Genomic DNA, 17,457 nt, shown 5'->3' with positions numbered 1-17,457 from the left:
GCCTCAGCGCCGCGTACGCACGCCCTTGCCGCTCACGCGCCGCACCGTCGCCTCGCCGGCCTGCGGCAGCCGCTCGCGCAGGAAGGCGATGAGCTCCTGGGCCACCACGTTGCGCATGGGCCCCGGCAGGTAGGCCAGCACCACTCGGCGCTCGACGCGCGGCTTCAGCAGCGGCACCACGGCCAGTTCGGGATCGCGCAGCGACGAGGTGTAGAGACGCGGCATGAGGCCCAGAGCCTGCCCGCCGCGCACCAGCGCATAGAGCGTCTCGGAGTAGCTCACGCGATACGGCTGCGGCCCCTGGGCGAACTGCGCGCGCGCCGGATTGCCCAGCGCCGGCATGCTGCCGCTTTCGAAGAGCACCAGCCGCTCCTTGCCGATGGCCTCCCAGGTGGCATCGCCGGCCGCCGCCAGCGGGTGGTCGCGCCGCACCACGAGCACCAGCGGGTCTCGAAACAGGTCGATGCAGGTCAGCCCGCCCGGCGGCTCGGTGATGGCGGCCACCGCCATGTCGATCTGGCCACTGCGCAGTTCGGCCAGCAGGGCGTTCGACGGGGCATCGCGCCAGGACAGCTCCACCTCGCGATGGCCGCCTTGCAGGAATTCGCTGGCGGCGGCCGCCACCCGCGCGCTGGCCGAGGGGATCACGCCGATGCGCACGTAGGCCCGGCCGCGCTGCACGGTGCTCTCGATGTCGCGCAGCGCCACCTCGAAGGTATTGACCAGGAAGTCGGTGCGCGCGAGCACCTCGGCGCCGACGGGCGTGAGCTCGAGCCGGTGGGTGGAGCGGGTGAGCAGCTCGGCGCCGAGCAGCTTCTCCATCTGCTTGATGGCGTTGCTCAGGGCCGGCTGCGTGATGGCCAGCCGCCGCGCGGCCCTGCCGAACTGGCCTTCCTCCACCAGCACCGAGAAGAACTGCAACTGTCGCAGCGTGAGAGCGCGCAGGGGCAAGGCGGCCATGGCGAATCCCCGGTTATTGATTCAGTGAATCAAATTATAGAAATTCAAAATTTTCCTTATGAGCATGGCGTTACTAGACTGCCCGCCATGATCAGCCCCACCCACGCGCCCCTCACGCTGGAGGCGATGCTGCATGCGATGCCCAAGGCCGAGCTGCACTGCCACCTGTTCGGCACGGTGCGCCACGAGACCTTCAAGCAACTCAATCGCCGTGCCGGCTCTCCGCTGGCCGACGACGAGATCGAGGGCTTCTACACGCGCGGCGAGAAGCCGGTCGGCGTGCTGCGGGTGCTGCGCGCGCTCGACGCCCAGTTGGTGCGCAGCGCCGGCGACATCTACCAGCTCACGCTCGAATACCTGCAGGACGCGGCTTCGCACAACGTGCGCCACGCGGAGTTCTTCTGGAACCCTACCGGCACGGTGCACGAATCGGGCATTGCCTACCCACTCGCGCAGGGCGCCATCGTGCGCGCCATACACGACGCGAAGCAGGAATTCGGCATCGACGGCCGCCTCATCGCCGCCATCGACCGCGAGGCAAGCCCCGAGGCTGCGGTGGAGATGGTCGAATGGGTCAAGGCCCACCGTTGCGACGAGGTGATCGGCATCGGCATCGACTACCGCGAGGTCGACCGTCCGCCCGAGATGTTCGCCCGGGCCTATGCCGAGGCGAAGAAGGCCGGCCTGAAGACCACCGCGCACGCCGGCGAGTTCGGCATGCCCTGGACCAACGTGCGCACCGCGCTCGACGAGCTGAAGGTCGACCGCATCGACCACGGCTACACGGTGGTCGACCAGCCCGACTACGCGCACAAGTGCGCCGAGCGCGGCGTGATCTTCACCGTGGTGCCCACCAACTCCTACTACCTGCGCACCCTGCCGCCCGAGCGCTGGGCCCTGGACCACCCCATCCGCCGCATGCCCGGCCTGGGCCTGCGCATCCACCCCAACACCGACGACCCGACGCTGCACAAGGTCACGCCCACGCAGGCCTGGCTGATGATGGTGCGCGACTTCGGCTTCGGCCTGGACGACCTGCGCGGCTTCATGCTCAACGGCCTCGACGGCGCCTGGATCGACGATGCCCAACGTCGCGAATGGCGCACGCAATGGAGCGCCGAGTTCGACGCGCTGCGCGCACGGCTCGATACCGAACCCGCCCCCACCAACCACGAATGACCCACGCCATGAACACGCCCCGCCGCCTGCTTCTCGCTGCCGCGCTCTGCGCCGCCCTGCCCACCATAGCCCTCGCGCAGGCCTGGCCCAGCGCCAAGCCAATCACGCTGATCGTTCCCTTCACCGCCGGCGGCAGCGTGGACGTGAACGCGCGCCTCGTGGCCCAGCGACTCGGCGAGCGGCTCAAGCAGTCGGTGGTGGTCGAGAACGTGGCCGGCGCGGGCGGTGCCATCGGCGTGGCCAAGGCCGTGAATGCGGCGCCCGACGGCTACACGCTGGTGGCGGGCCCCGACAGCGCCATCGCCATCGGCAAGCTGGTGAACCCCTCGGCCTTCCGCTTCGATCCGCTGAAGGACCTGGCACCGGTGGGCATGCTCAACACCGCGCCGATGGTGCTGGTTGCACGGCCCGGCCTCGAGGCCCAGACCTTCTCCGACTTCGTGAAGCTGGCCAAGGCGAAGCCCGGCAAATACAACTACGCGACCTCGGGCGTGGGCACCGTGCTGCAGCTGGCCATGGAGCTGCTGAAGGAGCGCAGCGGCATCTTCGTTACGCACGTGCCCTACCGCGGCGGCGCGCAGATCGCCACCGACGTGATCGGCGAGCAGGTCGACCTGGCAATGCTGGTGAGCACCAGCGCCATCCCGCACGTGAACGGCAAGCGGCTGAAGGCGCTGGGCATCACCGGCAACAAGCGGCTGGCCGCACTGCCCAACGTGCCCACCTTCGACGAGATGCCCGGCCTCAAGGGCTTCGACATGGTGAGTTGGACCGGCATCTTCGCGCCCGCGAAGACGCCGCCGGCCGTGGTCGCGCAGATCAACCAGGAACTCAACGCGGTGCTGCTGGAAGAAGGCGTGCGCAGCAAGCTCGTGGAGCAAGGCGCGCTGCCGGGCAGCGGCACGCCCGAGTCCTTCGCGAAGTTCGTGCAGGCCGAGTACGCGCGCAACCAGAAGATCGTGCAGACCGCCAACATCAAGGAGTGAGCCTGTGAAGAAGACCCTGCCCATGCTGTCCCGCCGTGCCCTGCTGGGCGCATCCGCCGCCGGCCTCACGGGCATGGCCTTCGCACAGAGCCCGAGCCCGGCCGAACTGGCACAGGCGCTCGCCGGCACGCCCGCCACCCGGCTGCCTCCCGTAGTGGGCAAGCGCCAGGTCATCATCGACACCGACCCCGGCCAGGACGACGCCATCGCCCTGCTGATGGCCATGGCCGCCACCGACCGGCTCGACATCAAGGCGCTGACCGTGAGCGTGGGCAACCTGCCGCTCACGGTGACCGAGAAGAACGCGCGCATCGTGCGCGACTGGGCCAACCGGCCCGAGATTCCGGTCTACGCCGGCTATCCGCGCCCGCTGGTGCGCGAACCCATCTTCGCCGACGACGTGCACGGCAAGACCGGCATGGAAGGCCCGACGCTGCACGAGCCACGCGGCCCGCTGGAGCCGAAGCACGCGGTGCAGTACATCATCGAGACGCTGCGCGCCGCCCAGCCGAAGAGCATCACGCTCGTGGGCCTGGGGCCGCTCACCAACTTCGCGGCCGCGCTCAACTCGGCGCCCGACATCAAGCCGGCCATTGCCGAGATCGTGGTGATGGACGGCTCCTGGGGCGTGGGCGGCAACATCACGCCGGCAGCCACCTTCAACGTGTATGCGGACCCCGAGGCCGCCTCGATCGTGTTCCGCAGCGGCGTGCCGGTGACTGCCATGTCGCACGACGCGGCGCGGCGCGTGCTGCTGACGCCCGATCGCATCGCGCCCTTCCGCGCCATGCGCAACAACGCCGGCAAGGTGGTGGCGGACATCTTCGATTCGATGATGGCCTACGGCCTGCGCCGCCGGAGCGTGGCGGTCGGGCCGATCTACGACCCTTGCGTGATCGCGTACCTGCTGAAGCCCGAGTTATTCAAGGGCGCGAAGGTGAGCGTGGATGTGGAGACGAAGGGCGAGTTCACGACCGGCGCGACGGTGGTCGACTTTCGCGGCTACAACCGCCGCACGCCCAATACGCTTTGGATCAGCGAGGCCGATACCGAGGGCTTCTACGCGCTATTGCAGGCGCAGATCGCGCGGCTGCCCTGATCGGGGCCGGCCGCGCAAGGGAAGGCTGGCCGGTCAGCCGGCCTTTTCGTCTTCTTCCGGCCAGTCGCGGATGTAGGCCTTGAGCATCTTGTTCTCGAAGTTCTGGCTGTCCACCACGGCCTTGGCCACGTCGTAGAAGCTGATCACGCCCATCAGCATGCGCTTGTCCATCACGGGCATGTAGCGCGCGTGGCGCTCCAGCATGATGCGGCGGATCTCGTCGAGGTCGGTTTCCAGCGTGCAGGTGACGGGGGCGTCGTCCATGGCCTTGCGGACCTGCGTGGTGCCGACCTGGCCGCCGTTGGCGACGATGGTGACGATCACCTCGCGGAAGGTGAGCATGCCGACGAGGTCGCCGTGTTCCATGACCACCAGCGAACCGATGTCCTTTTCCGCCATCGTCTTGGCGGCTTCTGCCAGCAGGTCGTCTGGCGTGATGGTGAAGAGCGTATTGCCCTTGACGCGAAGGATGTCGCTGACTTTCATCGTGTGCTCCTCTCGAACTCGATCCCGGCTATCTGGGCGGGGGTTACGTTTTTGAATATAGCCCACAATCGACGCCGACCTGAGCGCCCCTGTCGCGCGTGCTGAATTGCAGACGTAACGGGGCTTTGCCAGGAGACAACAGCTCAGACACGAGAAAGGCCCTCATGCCCGGATATTCCGACCCCGGTTTCGACACCCTCGCGCTGCACGCCGGCGCCGCGCCCGACCCCGCCACCGGCGCGCGGGCGGTGCCGATCCACCTGACCACCTCCTTCGTCTTCGAGTCGAGCGACCACGCCGCCGCCCTCTTCAACCTGGAGCGCGCCGGCCATGTGTACTCGCGCATCAGCAACCCGACCAACGCGGTGCTGGAGCAGCGCGTGTCGGCGCTCGAAGGCGGCATCGGCGCCATCGCCACCGCCAGCGGGCAGGCGGCGCTGCACCTGTCGGTGGCCACGCTGATGGGCGCGGGCTCGCACATCGTGGCCAGCACGGCCCTGTACGGCGGCTCGCAGAACCTGCTGCACTACACGATGCGCCGCTTCGGCATCGAGACCACCTTCGTGAAGCCCGGCGACCTCGACGGCTGGCGCGCCGCGGTACGCCCCGAGACCAAGCTTTTCTTCGGCGAGACCGTGGGCAACCCCGGGCTCGACGTGCTCGACATCCCGGCCGTGGCCGACATCGCCCACGAGGCCGGCGTGCCGCTGCTGGTCGATTCCACGCTCACCTCGCCCTACCTGATCAAGCCCTTCGACTGGGGCGCCGACCTGGTCTACCACTCGGCCACCAAGTTCCTCTCGGGCCACGGCACCGTCATCGGCGGCGTGGTGGTCGACGGCGGCAGCTTCGACTGGGAGAAATCCGGCAAGTTCGCCGAGCTGACCCAGGCCTACGACGGCTTCCACAACATGGTCTTCAGCGAGGAAAGCACGGTGGGCGCCTTCCTGCTGCGCGCCCGCCGCGAGGGCCTGCGCGACTTCGGCGCCTCGATGAGCCCGCACACGGCATGGCTCATATTGCAGGGCATCGAGACGCTGCCGCTGCGCATGGAACGCCACATCGACAGCACGCAGAAGGTGGTCGAGTTCCTCGCGAGCCACCCCTTCGTGTCTCGCGTGGGACACCCGCTGATCGAATCGCACCCGAGCCATGCGCTCGCGCAGAAGCTGCTGCGCCATGGCGCGCGCGGCGCCGGCGCGGTGTTCAGCTTCGACATCAAGGGCAGCCGCGCGCAGGGCAAGGCCTTCATCGAGACGCTGAAGATCTTCAGCCACCTGGCCAACGTGGGCGACTGCCGCAGCCTGGTGATCCACCCCGCGAGCACCACGCACTTCCGCATGACCGACGAGGCGCTGGCGGGCGCGGGCATCTCGCAGGGCACGATCCGCCTGTCCATCGGCCTCGAAGACCCGGCCGACCTGATCGACGACCTGAAGCGCGCCCTGAAGGCCGCGGAAAAGGCGGGTGCCTGACATGAACTACACCGTCAACGGCCACACCACCTACTGCTACACCGGCGGCAAGCCCTTCGACGCGGCCAAGCCCACGGTCGTCTTCGTCCACGGCGTGCTCAACGACCACAGCGTGTGGATCCTGCAGAGCCGCTGGTTCGCCAACCACGGCTGGAACGTGCTCGCGGTCGACCTGCCCGGCCACTGCAAGAGCGAGGGCCCGCCGCCGGCCAGCGTGGAAGAGGCGGCGCAATTCGTCATCGCGCTGCTCGACGCGGCCGGCGTGCGCAAGGCCGCGCTGGTCGGCCACAGCTTCGGCTCGCTGATCGCGCTCGAAACGGCTTCGCGCGCCCCCGACCGCATCACGCACCTCGCGATGGTCGGCACGGCCTATCCGATGGTCGTGTCGCCCGCGCTGCTCGAAAGCTCGGTGAGCGATCCGCAGCGCGCCATCGCCATGGTCAACACCTTCTCGCACTCGCTGCTCGCGCCACCGCCCTCCTCGCTCGGCCCGGGCACCTGGCTCTACGGCAGCTCGCGCGCGCTGATGCGCCGCGTGCTCGCGAGCAACCGCGAGGCGAACGTGTTCCACATCGGCTTCAAGGCCTGCAACGACTACGCCAACGGCGAGGCCGCGATGGAGAAGGTGCAGTGCCCGGTGCTCTTCCTGCTGGGCGACGCCGACCAGATGACGCCGCCGCGCGCCACCAAGGCGCTGGTGGGCAAGGCGCGCAACGCCAAGGTGGTGACGGTGCACGCCGGCCACGCGCTGATGAGCGAGGCGCCCGACGCAGTGCTGTTCGCGCTGCGCGACTTCGTGACGGCCGCCTGAGCGCCTACTCCGCCGCGATGCCCGCCCGGTGGGCGAGCGCGCGGTAGCGCGAGATCTCGCCTTCCATCTGCGCGCGGAACGCCGCCGCGCCGATGGCCACCGGCTCCATGCCCTGCGTGCGAAGCTGCGCCTGCAGCGCCGGGTTGCCCATGGTCGCCACCACCGTGCGGGCGAGCTTGTCGATCACCGGAGCCGGCGTGCGTGCCGGCGCGGCGAAGCCGTACCAGGCATCGAAGGTGGCGTCGGGCAGGCCCTGCTCGGCCAGCGTGCGCACCTCGGGCAGCATGCTGGAGCGCGTCGCGCCCACGATGCCGAGCGCGCGCAGCTTGCCCGATCGCACGTGCGGCGCCACGGAAGCCACGGTGTCGATGCCGATCTCGATCTCGCCGCCGATCACCGCCATCGCCCCCTGGCTGCTGCCTTTGTACGGGATGTCCTGCAACTGGATGCCCGCGGCCATCGCGAACAGCTCGCCCGCCAGGTGCGGCCCCGAACCCGAGCCGAATGTGGCGTAGCGGATGCTCTTCGGCTTCGCCCTGGCCGCCGCGATGAGCTCGGGCAGCGACTGCCACGGCGTGCCCTTGCCCACCACAAGCACCAGCGGCGTGCGTGCCACGATGGCGATGGGCGCGAGGTCGCGCACCGTGTCGTAGGGCAGCTTCGCGCGCAGGGCCGGGTTCACGCTGAAGCTGGTGGAGCCCGACAGCAGCAGCGTGTAGCCGTCAGGGGCGGCCTTGGCGACCGCGTCGGTGCCGATGATGGTGGAGGCACCGGGCTTGTTGTCGATCACGATGGGCTGGCCCAGATGCTCCGACAGCGTCTGCCCCATCGCACGCGCCACGAGGTCGGTACCGCCGCCCGGCGGGAACGGCACGACCAGCCTGATCGGGCGGTCGGGCCACGCCCCCTGGGCGAAAGCGGGCGCATGGGTGCCCAGCACGGCGGAGGCGGAAAGCAGCAGGCCGAATCGGCGGCGGGAAATGGCGAGGCTCATGGTGCGTGTCAGGAAAGGGAGGAAACGGATTGCGGCAGCCGACCGGCGGCCCACGGTGCGAGCCCCGGCTCGCCCAGGTCCCAGTAGAGGCCGGCCATGATCTGCAGGCCCTCGCGCGCCAGCGGCGCGAGCAGGTGCTCGTTGGGCGCGTGCTGCGCACAGGCGGGGTACGAATGCGGCACCCACAGCGTGGGCAGCCCCAGCAGGTCGGCGAAGACGTCATTGGGCAGCGAGCCCGCGAGGTTGGGCAGCAAATCCAGGCGCTGGCCGCTGCTCTGCTCGATGGACCGGCGCGCCCAGCCCACCCAGGGGTTCTCGACGTCGAGTCGCGTCGCGGCGCCGGTCAGCGTGACCTGCACCTCGACCTGCTCGAAACCATGCGCGTCGAGATGCTCGCGCACGATCTTCTCCAGGTCCCGCCACGGCGTGCCGACCACGAAGCGCAGCTGGCAATGCGCCACGGCCTCCGAGGGAATCGCGTTGACGGGCCGCTGCGGCGAGCCTGCGCCGAGCGCCAGCACCTCGATGGTGTTCCAGGCCACCAGCCGCTCGGCCGCGCTCAGGCCGGGCTCGCCCCAGCCCTCGTCGACCTCGGGATCGTCCGCACCGCCGCCGATGGCGATGCCGGCCAGCGCATCGCGCACGGCCTGCGTGACCGGTGGAGGCCGCAGCGCCTCGACGAGGATGCGCCCGCGCGCATCCACCAGCGAGGCCACCGCATGGCTGACGACCGTGCCGGGATTGACCAGCACGCCGCCCCAGTTGCCCGAGTGATAGCCACGCGGCCGGGCGCGCAGCCGCAGGCTGAAGTTGACCGCGCCGCGCGAGCCGAGGAACAGCGTAGGCCGCGCCGCGCTCACGCGCGGGCCGTCGCTCGCGATGAACAGGTCGGCGCGCAGCTTGTCGCGCTGCTGCGCACACACCGCGTGCAGGCCGGGCGAGGCAGCCTCCTCGCCCATTTCGACGAGCCATGTCACGTTGTAGCCAAGGCGCCCGCCGCGCGCCTCCAGCGCCGCCGCGAGGCCGCCGATGTTGATGCTGTGCTGGCCCTTGTTGTCGGCCGTGCCGCGCCCGTACCAGCGCTCGCCGCGCACGGTCAGCGCCCACGGGGCGAGGCCTTCCTGCCACTGCGCGTCCTGCCCGCTGACCACGTCGCCGTGGCCGTAGGTCATCACAGTGGGCAGGGACGGGTCTTCGATGCGGCGCGCGATGAGGAAGGGGCCGCCGCCGGGCACCGGGTTGGCGATCACCTCGCAGGCGAAGCCGAGCGCCGCGAGCGGCGGGATCATTTCCTCGCGCAGGTAAGCCTCCAGCGCGGGCGTGGCGGCACCGGTGTCGCTCTCGGTGCGGAAGGCGACTCGGCGCTGGAGGTCGGCGAAGAAGCCGCCTCCATCGAAGTAGGCGGCTGCAGCGGCGAGGCTGTCCGGGCGTTGCATGAAGGGGTTCCTTGTCTTTCTGTCCGTCGGGAGAGCAAGTACAAGGCCTGCGGGCCGATGCTTCCAGCATCGTTTTGGCAAGCTACCATTGCCTTGAAGGCAATACATCGGACGCTTTACCCCCTGTCATGACGCTACCGCTCCTCAGCATCCCGATGCGGCACTTCCTCGAAGTGGCGCGCAGCGGCTCGGTCAACCAGGCTGCCGCCCGGCTGTTCGTGGCCTCGTCGGCGGTGAGCCGGCAGATCGCAAAGCTGGAAGACAGCCTGGGCACGCCCCTCTTCGAGCGGCATGCGCGCGGCATGGCGCTCACCGCCGCCGGCGAGCGGCTGGCCGCGCACCTGCGCAATGCGCAGCTCGACATCGAGCAGGTGATCGAGCAGGTGCGCGACCTCGGCGGGCTGGGCGCGCGGCGAATCCGCATGGCCTGCACCGAAGGCTTCGCGGGGCACTTCATGCCGCTGGTGATGCGCAGCTTCGAGTCGGCGAACCCGGGCTGCCAGCTCGAGCTGCACGTGGGCTCGCCCGATGGCGTGAGCGCGCTGCTGGCGCGCGGCGAGACCGACATCGCGCTCAAGTACGTGGTCGCGCCCGAGTCCGGCCTGAAGATCGAGCACTCGGCCACAGCACCGGTGTACGCGGTGCTGCGGCCCGACCATCCGCTGGCGCGCCAGCGCGTGGTGTCGGTGGCAGACGTGGTGCGCTACCCGCTGGCCGTGGGCGACAAGGGCGTGACCGCGCGCCAGCTCTTCGACCAGGCCTGCAGCCTGCAGGGGCTGCAGTACCACGCGCTCTTCGTGAGCAATTTCTCGTCGGTGCTGCTGCCGCTGCTGCGCACGCCCGACGTGATGCTGTCGGGCCTGCTCACGGTGATGCACCTGATCGACGCGGGCACGGTGGTGGCACGGCCTTTCGCGGAAGCGCCGCTGCAGCAGCGCCAGCTCCAGGTGCTGGCGCTCGAGGGCCGCACGCTGCCGCCGCTGGCGCAGGACTTCGTGCGGCACCTGGTCGCGGCGATCGCCAGCGCGGGCCGGCGCAAGCTGGGGCGCGCGCAGGCTTCCGGCGCAACGAAGAAAGAGATCAGCCCAGGGCGTTGATGTCCGCTGGGTCGAGGATCGGCTTCGGCGCGCCGTTGCGCGCCACCGCCAGCATCGCGCGGCCCACCTTCTCGGTGGTCGTCACCCGGTTCGGCCAGAGGCGGAAGGCCAGCCCGAGCACGGGCCTGAGCACGACGATGGCCGCGTCGTACAGCGGCGTCTTCGAGCGGATGCCGTGCAGCGGCTGGATCATTCCGGGGCGGAACATGTAGGCCGCCTTGAAGGGCAGGCGCAGCAGCGCGTTCTCGGTCGCGCCCTTCACGCGCGCCCACATGCTGCTGCCGCGCTCGCTGCTGTCGGTGCCCGCGCCCGTTACGTAGGTGAAGGTCATGCCCGGGTTGAGCCGCGCGAGCACGGTGGCGGCGGCCAGCGTCAGGTCGTAGGTGATGCGCTTGTACTCGGGCTCCTTCATGCCCACTGACGACACGCCGAGGCAGAAGAAGCAGGCGTCGAAGCCCTGCAGCTGCGATTCGATGGCGCCGTAGTCGTACATGTCCTTGTGGACCAGCTCGCGCAGCTTCGGGTTCTGTTGCCCCGTGGGGTTTCGGCCGACCGCGACGACACTTTCCACGTCGGGCGCCAGCAGGCACTCGCGCAGCACGCCCTGCCCCACCATGCCGGTGGCGCCGAAGATCAGGACTTTCATGGGAGGGGCTCCGGTCAGACCGTGAAGACGGTGGGCTTCTTGTTGAGCACGGCCAGCAGCAGGTCGACGTCGAGGCTCGAGGGCTTCGGCGGCTGCAGCGCGGAGAGCATTCGCGAGAGCGTCTCGGCATGCGGCAGCAGCGGGCCCAGGAAGCGCGTGCCGTCCGCGCCCGCGACCAGCAGGGTCGGGAAGGTCTCGACGTCGAAGGCATCGGCGATGTCGGCGTGGTCCTCGATGTCGACCCAGGCGAAGCGGAACTGCGGGTTCGCGCGAGCCACTTCTTCGAGCAGCGGCCGGTAGTCGCGGCAGGTGCCGCACCATTCGGCGCAGAGGCAGACGACCCACGGCGCATCGCTGCCGGCCGGATCGACGGATTCGGGGGTGCTGGGTAGAGCGCTCAAGGCTGATGCGTCAGTGGTGTGATCGGAAGGCCGGATGGTGCGGCCGGAAGGTCGTGGCTATTATGGACAAAGCCCCCATTCCACGAGATCCGGGGGATACAGGAGACCCTCGATGAACACCACGACTGCCTCGGGATCTGCCGTCGATCCGCGCCAATTCAAGAGCTTTGCGGAGTTCTATCCCTTCTACCTGACCGAGCACGCCAACATCACCTGCAGGCGGCTGCACTTCGCGGGCTCGACAATCTCGCTGCTGTGCCTGGTGGCGCTGGTGGTCACGCTCAACCCGCTGTGGCTGCTGGCCGGGCTGGTGGCGGGCTACGGCTTCGCCTGGGTCGGGCACTTCGGCTTCGAGAAGAACAAGCCGGCCTCGTTCAAGCGACCGCTCTATTCCTTCATGGGCGACTGGGCCATGTACCGCGACATCTGGCTCGGCAGGGTAAAGATCTAGATCAGGAGCACGTCGCCAAGCCTCAGCGAGCGCAGCGGCCCCTTCTGCCACAGGTCCTCAAGCGGCTCGGCCTGCGGCATCAGCAACTCTTTCAGCAAGGGCTCGATGGGCGTCGACGGGTCTGCGAGCAGCACGTAGCGCGGGTCTTCGTTGGCTGGTTCTTCCGCCAGCGGCGCGATCCAGTCGAGCGCCACCAGCGTCTCGAGCACCGGCGCGAGCTGCAGCGCATCGACGCGCATGCGCGTCACCAGTTCGGTCGCGCCCATGCCCTTGGCCGGCGTGGCCTGTGCGCGGGCCAGGTGCTGCAGCGTTTCCATCGCCAGTTGCAGCGGCCAGCCGGCTGTGCCGCCGCGCCGAGCGACGCCCGTCAGCAGGCTCGGCAGGTAGGCCGCGATGACCGCGCCCAGCAGCGCGATCACCCAGGCCACGTAGATCCACACCAGAAGAATAGGCACCGTGGCGAAGGCGCCATACAGCACGGAGTAGGTCGGCACCAGGCTCAGGTAGTAGCCCAGCACGCGCTTGGCGATCTCGATGGCCGCCGCCACGAAGATGCCTCCGGCCCAGGCGTGCGACCAGCGCACGTTGGTGTTGGGCACATAGTGGTACAGCGACGCCATGCCGACTGCCAGCAGCGCGAACTCGAAGGTGTCGAAGAACAGCTTCACCATGCCGCGCCCCACCACGTCGCTGGTGGCCGAGACCACGTAGGAAGTGGTCGAGAGGCTCACCGCGAGGATGATCGGCCCCAGCGTGATCGCGGCCCAGTAGATCAGCACCCGCTGCGCGAACGGCCGCGGCGAGCGCACGCGCCAGATGTTGTTGAGCGTCTTGTCGATGGTCAGGATCAGCGCGATGGCGGTGATCAGCAGCACGATCAGGCCCGCGATGCCCAGCCCGCTGGCCTTGCTCGCGAACTGGTTCAGGTAGCCCAGCACCTGACGCGCGATGTTGTCGGGAATCAGGCTCTCGATGAGCCAGCGCTGCAGGCGGCCCTGCATCTTCGCGAACATCGGGAACACGGTGAAGAGGGCCAGCGCCACCGTGAAGAAGGGCACCATCGCGATGGTGGTGGTGAAGGTCAGGCTGCTGGCCGTGAGGCCGAGCCGATCCTCGCGGAAACGCTCGCCCAGCACCGCCGCGGTGTTGCGCCACGGAAAGCGCGAAAGATCCCTCCAGAGCTGCCGTCGATTCATGGCCGGTATCATGCCATCCGCCCTTTTCGCAGCGCCCGCCGCCCACCGTGTCCGACACCCCGCTTCCTCCATCTTCCGTTCGCGCCACCCGCTGGGCCGCCGTGGGCAGCCTGCTCGGCCTCATCGTGTTAGGCCTTGCCTGGGAACTCTGGCTCGCGCCGCTGCGTCCGGGCGGCTCGCTGATGGCGCTGAAGGTGCTGCCGCTCGTCATTCCGCTCGCGGGCCTGTGGAAGAACCGCATGTACACCTACCGCTGGGTCAGCCTGATGATCTGGCTCTATTTCACCGAGGGCGTGGTGCGCGCCTGGAGCGACACCAACGGCACGGGCCAGGTGCTCGCGCTGATCGAGGTGCTGCTGTGCCTCGTGCTCTTCGCCGCCTGCGCATGGCATGTGCGACTGCGCCTGCGCCACGCCAAGAACGCTGCCCGCCAACTGGAGGCTTCCGCCCAATGAACACAACCGCCGCTTCTGCTTCTTCCGCTTCCCTGATCGAACAACTGCGCGCCATCGTCGGCGCGTCGCATGTGCTCAACGAGGGCGACCTCACCGCCTACGAGCAGGACTGGCGCAAGCGCTCGCGCGGCAAGTCGCTGGCCGTGGTGCGGCCGGCCAACACGCAGCAGGTGGCCGACGTGGTCAAGGCCTGCGCCGCGGCCGGCGCGGCCGTGATCCCGCAGGGCGGCAACACCGGCCTCGCGGTCGGCTCCATTCCCGACGACAGCGGCACGCAGGTGGTTCTGAGCCTGCAGCGCCTGAACGCGATCCGCACGATCGACGCCGCCAACCTCACGATGACGGTCGAAGCCGGCTGCATCCTGCAGACCCTGCAGGAAACCGCAGAGAAGCAGGGCTACCTGTTCCCGCTGAGCCTCGCAGCCGAGGGCAGCTGCACCATCGGCGGCAACCTGGCCACCAACGCGGGCGGTACGCAGGTCGTGCGCTACGGCAACACGCGCGAGCTGTGCCTGGGCCTGGAGGTGGTCACGCCGCAGGGCGAGATCTGGGAAGGCACCAGCGGCCTGCGCAAGGACAACACCGGCTACGACCTGCGCGACCTGTTCGTCGGCAGCGAGGGCACGCTGGGCATCATCACCGCGGCGACCATGAAGCTCTACCCGCTGCCCGCCGCGCAGCTCACGGCCTGGGCCGCAGTGCCTTCGCTCGACCACGCGGTGACGCTGCTTGGTCTCGCCCACAAGCACCTGGGCCCGGGGCTCACCGGCTTCGAGGTGATGGGCAAGTTCGCGCTGAGCCTGGTCGACAAGCACATGCCCCAGCTGCGCGTGCCCTTCATCGACGACGATGCCGTGCCCTACTGCGTGCTGCTCGAGAACTCCGACAGCGAATCTGAAGACCATGCCCGCGCGCGCTTCGAGGCGCTGCTCGAAACCGCCTTCGAGGACGGCTGCGTGACCGACGCCGTGGTGGCAGAGAACCTCACGCAGGCGCACCAGCTGTGGCACATCCGCGAGAGCATCCCGCTCGCGCAGGCCGAGGAAGGCCTGAACATCAAGCACGACATCTCGATTCCCGTCTCGCGCATCCCGGCCTTCGTGCAGGAGACCGACGCGCTGCTCGCACGCGAGATCGCCGGCGTGCGGCTGGTCAACTTCGGCCACCTGGGCGACGGCAACCTGCACTACAACGTGCAGGCGCCGGAGAACGTCGATACCAAGGCCTTCCTGAAGAACGAGGAGGAGCGCATCAACACGCTGGTGTACGACGCGGTCGAGAAGTTCGGCGGCTCGTTCTCGGCCGAGCACGGCGTGGGTTCACTCAAGGTCGACAAGCTCGAGAAGCACAAGTCGCCGGTGGCGCTGGAGATGATGCGGGCGATCAAGCGCGGGCTCGATCCGAAGAACATTTTGAATCCGGGGCGCGTGATCCGGGTCTAGGCTGGCCCCACCGGCCTAGCGGACGTGGAGCTTGACGGATGCGGCCGTCGCCGCGTCCGGCCTCTGCATGCCGGTCGCCGCCGGCAATGCGTCGTCGCAGCGCGCGCAATCCGACTCCATGCAGCCCAGATGCACCGTGACCGGCCCGCCGGCGCGCAGGCCATGCGCCTGAGCGGCGCGCATCAGCCCCTGGTGCAGTGCCTCGTCGATCACCTCGACGCTAGCGTTGCAGCCGCCGCAGCTCAGCCGCACCTTGCTCTCGGCCATGTGCGGCCGCCGCAGCCGGTGCACCGCGCGCACGCCGCCCAGGCTGCGCTCCCATTCGCGCTGGATGAGGTCGGCCTTCTCGAGCTCCTTGATCACGCGGTAGACGCTCGCAAGTCCCGTTGCGGTGCCGCGCGCGAGCATGCGGCGGAACACCTCTTCGCCGCCCAGCCACTCGGAACCGCTTTCGGCCAGCGTCTGCAACACGCAGAGGCGGATGACCGTGGGCCGTATGCCCATGCTGCGCAACTGCACCGAGAAGCTCTCGCTCGCGGGTGCCGCCGCGTATTGCATTGCTGCTGAAACTGCCACCGGCTCGACCGCTCCTGCCCTGTTCGTTGCCTGCTTGCCTGTACGGCCGCCTGCCCTCAGGCGGCCAGGCCGTGCGCCGGCGTGGTGGTGACCTGCGCGACGCGCCCGGCCTTCATGTGCACGATGCGGTCGGCCACGTGGAAATAGCGGTCGTCGTGCGAGATGACGACCAGCGAGTGCCCCTTGGCGCGCAGCTCGGGCAGCAGCTCTGTGTAGAAGAGATGGCGGAAGGTCGGGTCCTGGTCGGCGGCCCATTCGTCGAACACCAGCACCGGGCGGCCTTCGAGATACGCATGCACCAGCGCCAGCCGCTTGCGCTGGCCGGTGGACAGGTCTGTGGTGCTGAAGGCACCGTCCTTCACCGAAACCTTGTGCGCGATCTCCAGCCGCTGCAGGTAAGGCAGCGCGGTTTCCGGCAGCGCCTGGTGGCCACCCTCCTCGCCGGCGACCAGGTCCTCGAACAGGTAGAAGTCGGAGAACACGGTGGTGAAAAGCTGGCGGTAGTCGTCGCGCGTCTCCGGCGTGACGACCTTGCCGTCGAGCGCCACCTCGCCCTGCTGCGGTGCATAGAGGCCCAGCAGCAGCTTGATGAGAGTCGTCTTGCCCGAGCCGTTGTCGCCGACGACGAAGACGATCTCGCTGCGGCCGATCTGCAGGTCCACCGGTCCCAGCACGAAGGCCTCGCCGCCCTCGGGGGTATCGAAGGCGTAGCGCACGCCGCGCAGCTCGATGGCATCGCGCAGCGGCGGCGAGGTGGGCGGCGAATCGAGGTGCAGGTACGGCTCCGGCGTGGCGAAACGCGCCGACAGGTCGGCGATGCGCCCGAAGGCCACCTTGGCCCGGCCGAGATGCGGCATCGCGCCGACGATCTGGTCGATCGGCCCCTTGATGAACAGCAGCACCAGCACGAAGCCGCTGATCACCACCGAGTCGGTCGTGCGCCACGCGGCCCAGCCGAGGATCAGCGCGATCAGCAGGAAGAACAGCGCCGAGCCGAAGGAGGTGGCGAGCACGAAGGTGTTGATGGCGCGATGGTTGATGTCGCGGATGTCGTCGACGGTGCGCTCGATCTGCCCCTCGTACACCCTGGAGCGGCGCGCGCGGTGCATGCGCAGCTCCTTGGCGCCCTCGCTGATGCCGCGGTAGGCCTTGTGCAGGAGTTCTTCCTTCTCGCGCGACTGAAAGAAACCCGCGATACCGCGGCTGTGGGCCCAGCTCTGGATGGCCACGCCGATCAGCATCGCCACGACCAGCAGGCCGAACAGCGCCGGCGACAGCCAGGCGAGGTAGCCGAGGCAACCCAGCGCGATGGCCAGCGAGATCATGGTGGCGGCCAGCATGAAGGCCACGTCGCTGATCATGTCCACGTCCTGCGTGAGCACGGGCATCAGGCGATGCATGCGATAGCGCTCCAGCGCGTCGATGGGCGCCGCAAGGATCCGCAGGGCCAGATCCTTGCGCACCTGCGCGACCAGGCGCTGGCCCACGACGTTGTTCGACATGTCCGAGAGCGCGCGGCCGACGAGCGCCACCACGCACAGCGCGATGAAGGTCAGCAGCAGTCCGCCGGCCATGCCGCCGGGCCGGCTGAGCACTTCGTTGATGGTCGCCAGCAGCGCCACGGTAGCCGCGCCCGCGCCGATGCCGGTGACGGCGGAAAGCGCGATCCAGGGGGTGAAGGGTTTCAGCAGCCGGAGCAGATCGGTCGCCTTGGCGCTGACGGGTTGGGTTTGCATGACGGTATGACGGACCGGCGGCCGGAATGTT

Annotated in this window: 18 protein-coding genes; 9 read left to right on the top strand and 9 right to left on the bottom strand. The window is 69.0% G+C overall.

Annotated elements, in window-relative coordinates; translation table 11 throughout:
* Nucleotides 1-3: 3 nt before the first annotated feature.
* Nucleotides 4-960 (bottom strand): LysR family transcriptional regulator, encoded by a 957-nt coding sequence (locus tag BMY35_RS35610; protein WP_093209583.1) that lies wholly within the window; start codon nucleotides 958-960, stop codon nucleotides 4-6.
* A gap of 87 nt (nucleotides 961-1,047) precedes the next feature.
* Between BMY35_RS35610 and add the strand changes: the two genes are divergently transcribed.
* The 3 genes from add to BMY35_RS35595 are packed head-to-tail and all read left to right on the top strand — an operon-like array spanning nucleotide 1,048 to nucleotide 4,224.
* Nucleotides 1,048-2,139 (top strand): adenosine deaminase, encoded by a 1,092-nt coding sequence (gene add, locus BMY35_RS35605; protein WP_177213789.1) that lies wholly within the window; start codon nucleotides 1,048-1,050, stop codon nucleotides 2,137-2,139.
* An 8-nt stretch (nucleotides 2,140-2,147) separates the two neighbouring features.
* A complete protein-coding gene (locus BMY35_RS35600; protein WP_093209580.1) occupies nucleotides 2,148-3,125 on the top strand; it encodes a Bug family tripartite tricarboxylate transporter substrate binding protein in 978 nt (325 codons plus the stop codon).
* Between the two features lie 22 nt (nucleotides 3,126-3,147).
* Nucleotides 3,148-4,224: a nucleoside hydrolase gene (locus BMY35_RS35595; protein ID WP_093209684.1), complete on the top strand. Its 1,077-nt coding sequence runs from the start codon at nucleotides 3,148-3,150 to the stop codon at nucleotides 4,222-4,224.
* A 33-nt stretch (nucleotides 4,225-4,257) separates the two neighbouring features.
* On the opposite strand, the gene BMY35_RS35590 is transcribed toward BMY35_RS35595, so the two are convergent.
* On the bottom strand, nucleotides 4,258-4,710 hold the full coding sequence (locus BMY35_RS35590; RefSeq protein ID WP_093209578.1) for a CBS domain-containing protein: 453 nt from the start codon (nucleotides 4,708-4,710) through the stop codon (nucleotides 4,258-4,260).
* Nucleotides 4,711-4,874: 164 nt separating this feature from the next.
* Here BMY35_RS35590 and BMY35_RS35585 point away from each other — a divergent pair, with 164 nt between their 5' ends.
* Nucleotides 4,875-6,185 carry an O-acetylhomoserine aminocarboxypropyltransferase gene (locus BMY35_RS35585; RefSeq protein WP_093209576.1) on the top strand — a complete coding sequence of 437 codons (1,311 nt, stop codon included), beginning with the start codon at nucleotides 4,875-4,877 and terminating at the stop codon, nucleotides 6,183-6,185.
* A gap of 1 nt (nucleotide 6,186) precedes the next feature.
* Nucleotides 6,187-6,996 carry an alpha/beta fold hydrolase gene (locus BMY35_RS35580; protein ID WP_093209574.1) on the top strand — a complete coding sequence of 270 codons (810 nt, stop codon included), beginning with the start codon at nucleotides 6,187-6,189 and terminating at the stop codon, nucleotides 6,994-6,996.
* Between the two features lie 4 nt (nucleotides 6,997-7,000).
* Here BMY35_RS35580 and BMY35_RS35575 read toward each other — a convergent pair whose 3' ends face one another.
* Complete coding sequence (locus tag BMY35_RS35575; RefSeq protein WP_093209573.1) at nucleotides 7,001-7,990, bottom strand: Bug family tripartite tricarboxylate transporter substrate binding protein; 990 nt, start codon at nucleotides 7,988-7,990, stop codon at nucleotides 7,001-7,003.
* A gap of 8 nt (nucleotides 7,991-7,998) precedes the next feature.
* Nucleotides 7,999-9,426, bottom strand: coding sequence for a M20 family metallopeptidase (locus BMY35_RS35570; RefSeq protein WP_093209571.1), 1,428 nt, complete (start codon nucleotides 9,424-9,426; stop codon nucleotides 7,999-8,001).
* Between the two features lie 128 nt (nucleotides 9,427-9,554).
* Between BMY35_RS35570 and BMY35_RS35565 the strand changes: the two genes are divergently transcribed.
* A complete protein-coding gene (locus BMY35_RS35565) occupies nucleotides 9,555-10,523 on the top strand; it encodes a LysR family transcriptional regulator (protein WP_093209570.1) in 969 nt (322 codons plus the stop codon).
* On the opposite strand, the gene BMY35_RS35560 is transcribed toward BMY35_RS35565, so the two are convergent.
* Nucleotides 10,507-11,169: an NAD-dependent epimerase/dehydratase family protein gene (locus BMY35_RS35560; RefSeq protein WP_093209568.1), complete on the bottom strand. Its 663-nt coding sequence runs from the start codon at nucleotides 11,167-11,169 to the stop codon at nucleotides 10,507-10,509. The genes BMY35_RS35565 and BMY35_RS35560 overlap by 17 nt on opposite strands.
* Nucleotides 11,170-11,183: 14 nt before the next feature.
* Complete coding sequence (locus BMY35_RS35555; RefSeq protein WP_093209566.1) at nucleotides 11,184-11,570, bottom strand: thioredoxin family protein; 387 nt, start codon at nucleotides 11,568-11,570, stop codon at nucleotides 11,184-11,186.
* 112 nt (nucleotides 11,571-11,682) lie between these two features.
* Between BMY35_RS35555 and BMY35_RS35550 the strand changes: the two genes are divergently transcribed.
* A complete protein-coding gene (locus tag BMY35_RS35550; protein ID WP_093209565.1) occupies nucleotides 11,683-12,021 on the top strand; it encodes an Mpo1-like protein in 339 nt (112 codons plus the stop codon).
* Here BMY35_RS35550 and BMY35_RS35545 read toward each other — a convergent pair.
* Nucleotides 12,018-13,229, bottom strand: a complete 1,212-nt coding sequence (locus BMY35_RS35545; protein ID WP_093209563.1) for a YihY family inner membrane protein — start codon at nucleotides 13,227-13,229, stop codon at nucleotides 12,018-12,020. The genes BMY35_RS35550 and BMY35_RS35545 overlap by 4 nt on opposite strands.
* 35 nt (nucleotides 13,230-13,264) lie before the next feature.
* On the opposite strand from BMY35_RS35545, the gene BMY35_RS35540 reads away from it, so the two are divergent.
* Both BMY35_RS35540 and BMY35_RS35535 read left to right on the top strand, forming a co-directional pair.
* Complete coding sequence (locus tag BMY35_RS35540) at nucleotides 13,265-13,672, top strand: DUF2069 domain-containing protein (protein WP_093209562.1); 408 nt, start codon at nucleotides 13,265-13,267, stop codon at nucleotides 13,670-13,672.
* Nucleotides 13,669-15,114 (top strand): FAD-binding oxidoreductase, encoded by a 1,446-nt coding sequence (locus BMY35_RS35535; RefSeq protein WP_093209560.1) that lies wholly within the window; start codon nucleotides 13,669-13,671, stop codon nucleotides 15,112-15,114. The genes BMY35_RS35540 and BMY35_RS35535 overlap by 4 nt, the downstream gene beginning before the upstream one ends.
* A gap of 15 nt (nucleotides 15,115-15,129) precedes the next feature.
* On the opposite strand, the gene BMY35_RS35530 is transcribed toward BMY35_RS35535, so the two are convergent.
* Both BMY35_RS35530 and BMY35_RS35525 read right to left on the bottom strand, forming a co-directional pair.
* A complete protein-coding gene (locus BMY35_RS35530) occupies nucleotides 15,130-15,690 on the bottom strand; it encodes a Fur family transcriptional regulator (protein WP_143080819.1) in 561 nt (186 codons plus the stop codon).
* Between the two features lie 56 nt (nucleotides 15,691-15,746).
* Nucleotides 15,747-17,426 (bottom strand): cyclic peptide export ABC transporter, encoded by a 1,680-nt coding sequence (locus BMY35_RS35525; RefSeq protein ID WP_093209557.1) that lies wholly within the window; start codon nucleotides 17,424-17,426, stop codon nucleotides 15,747-15,749.
* Nucleotides 17,427-17,457: the final 31 nt, after the last annotated feature.

Source organism: Variovorax sp. YR750, assembly GCF_900109805.1.
In the GTDB taxonomy this organism is placed as follows: domain Bacteria; phylum Pseudomonadota; class Gammaproteobacteria; order Burkholderiales; family Burkholderiaceae_C; genus Variovorax; species Variovorax gossypii.
This window is presented reverse-complemented; position numbering and strand designations above follow the sequence as displayed.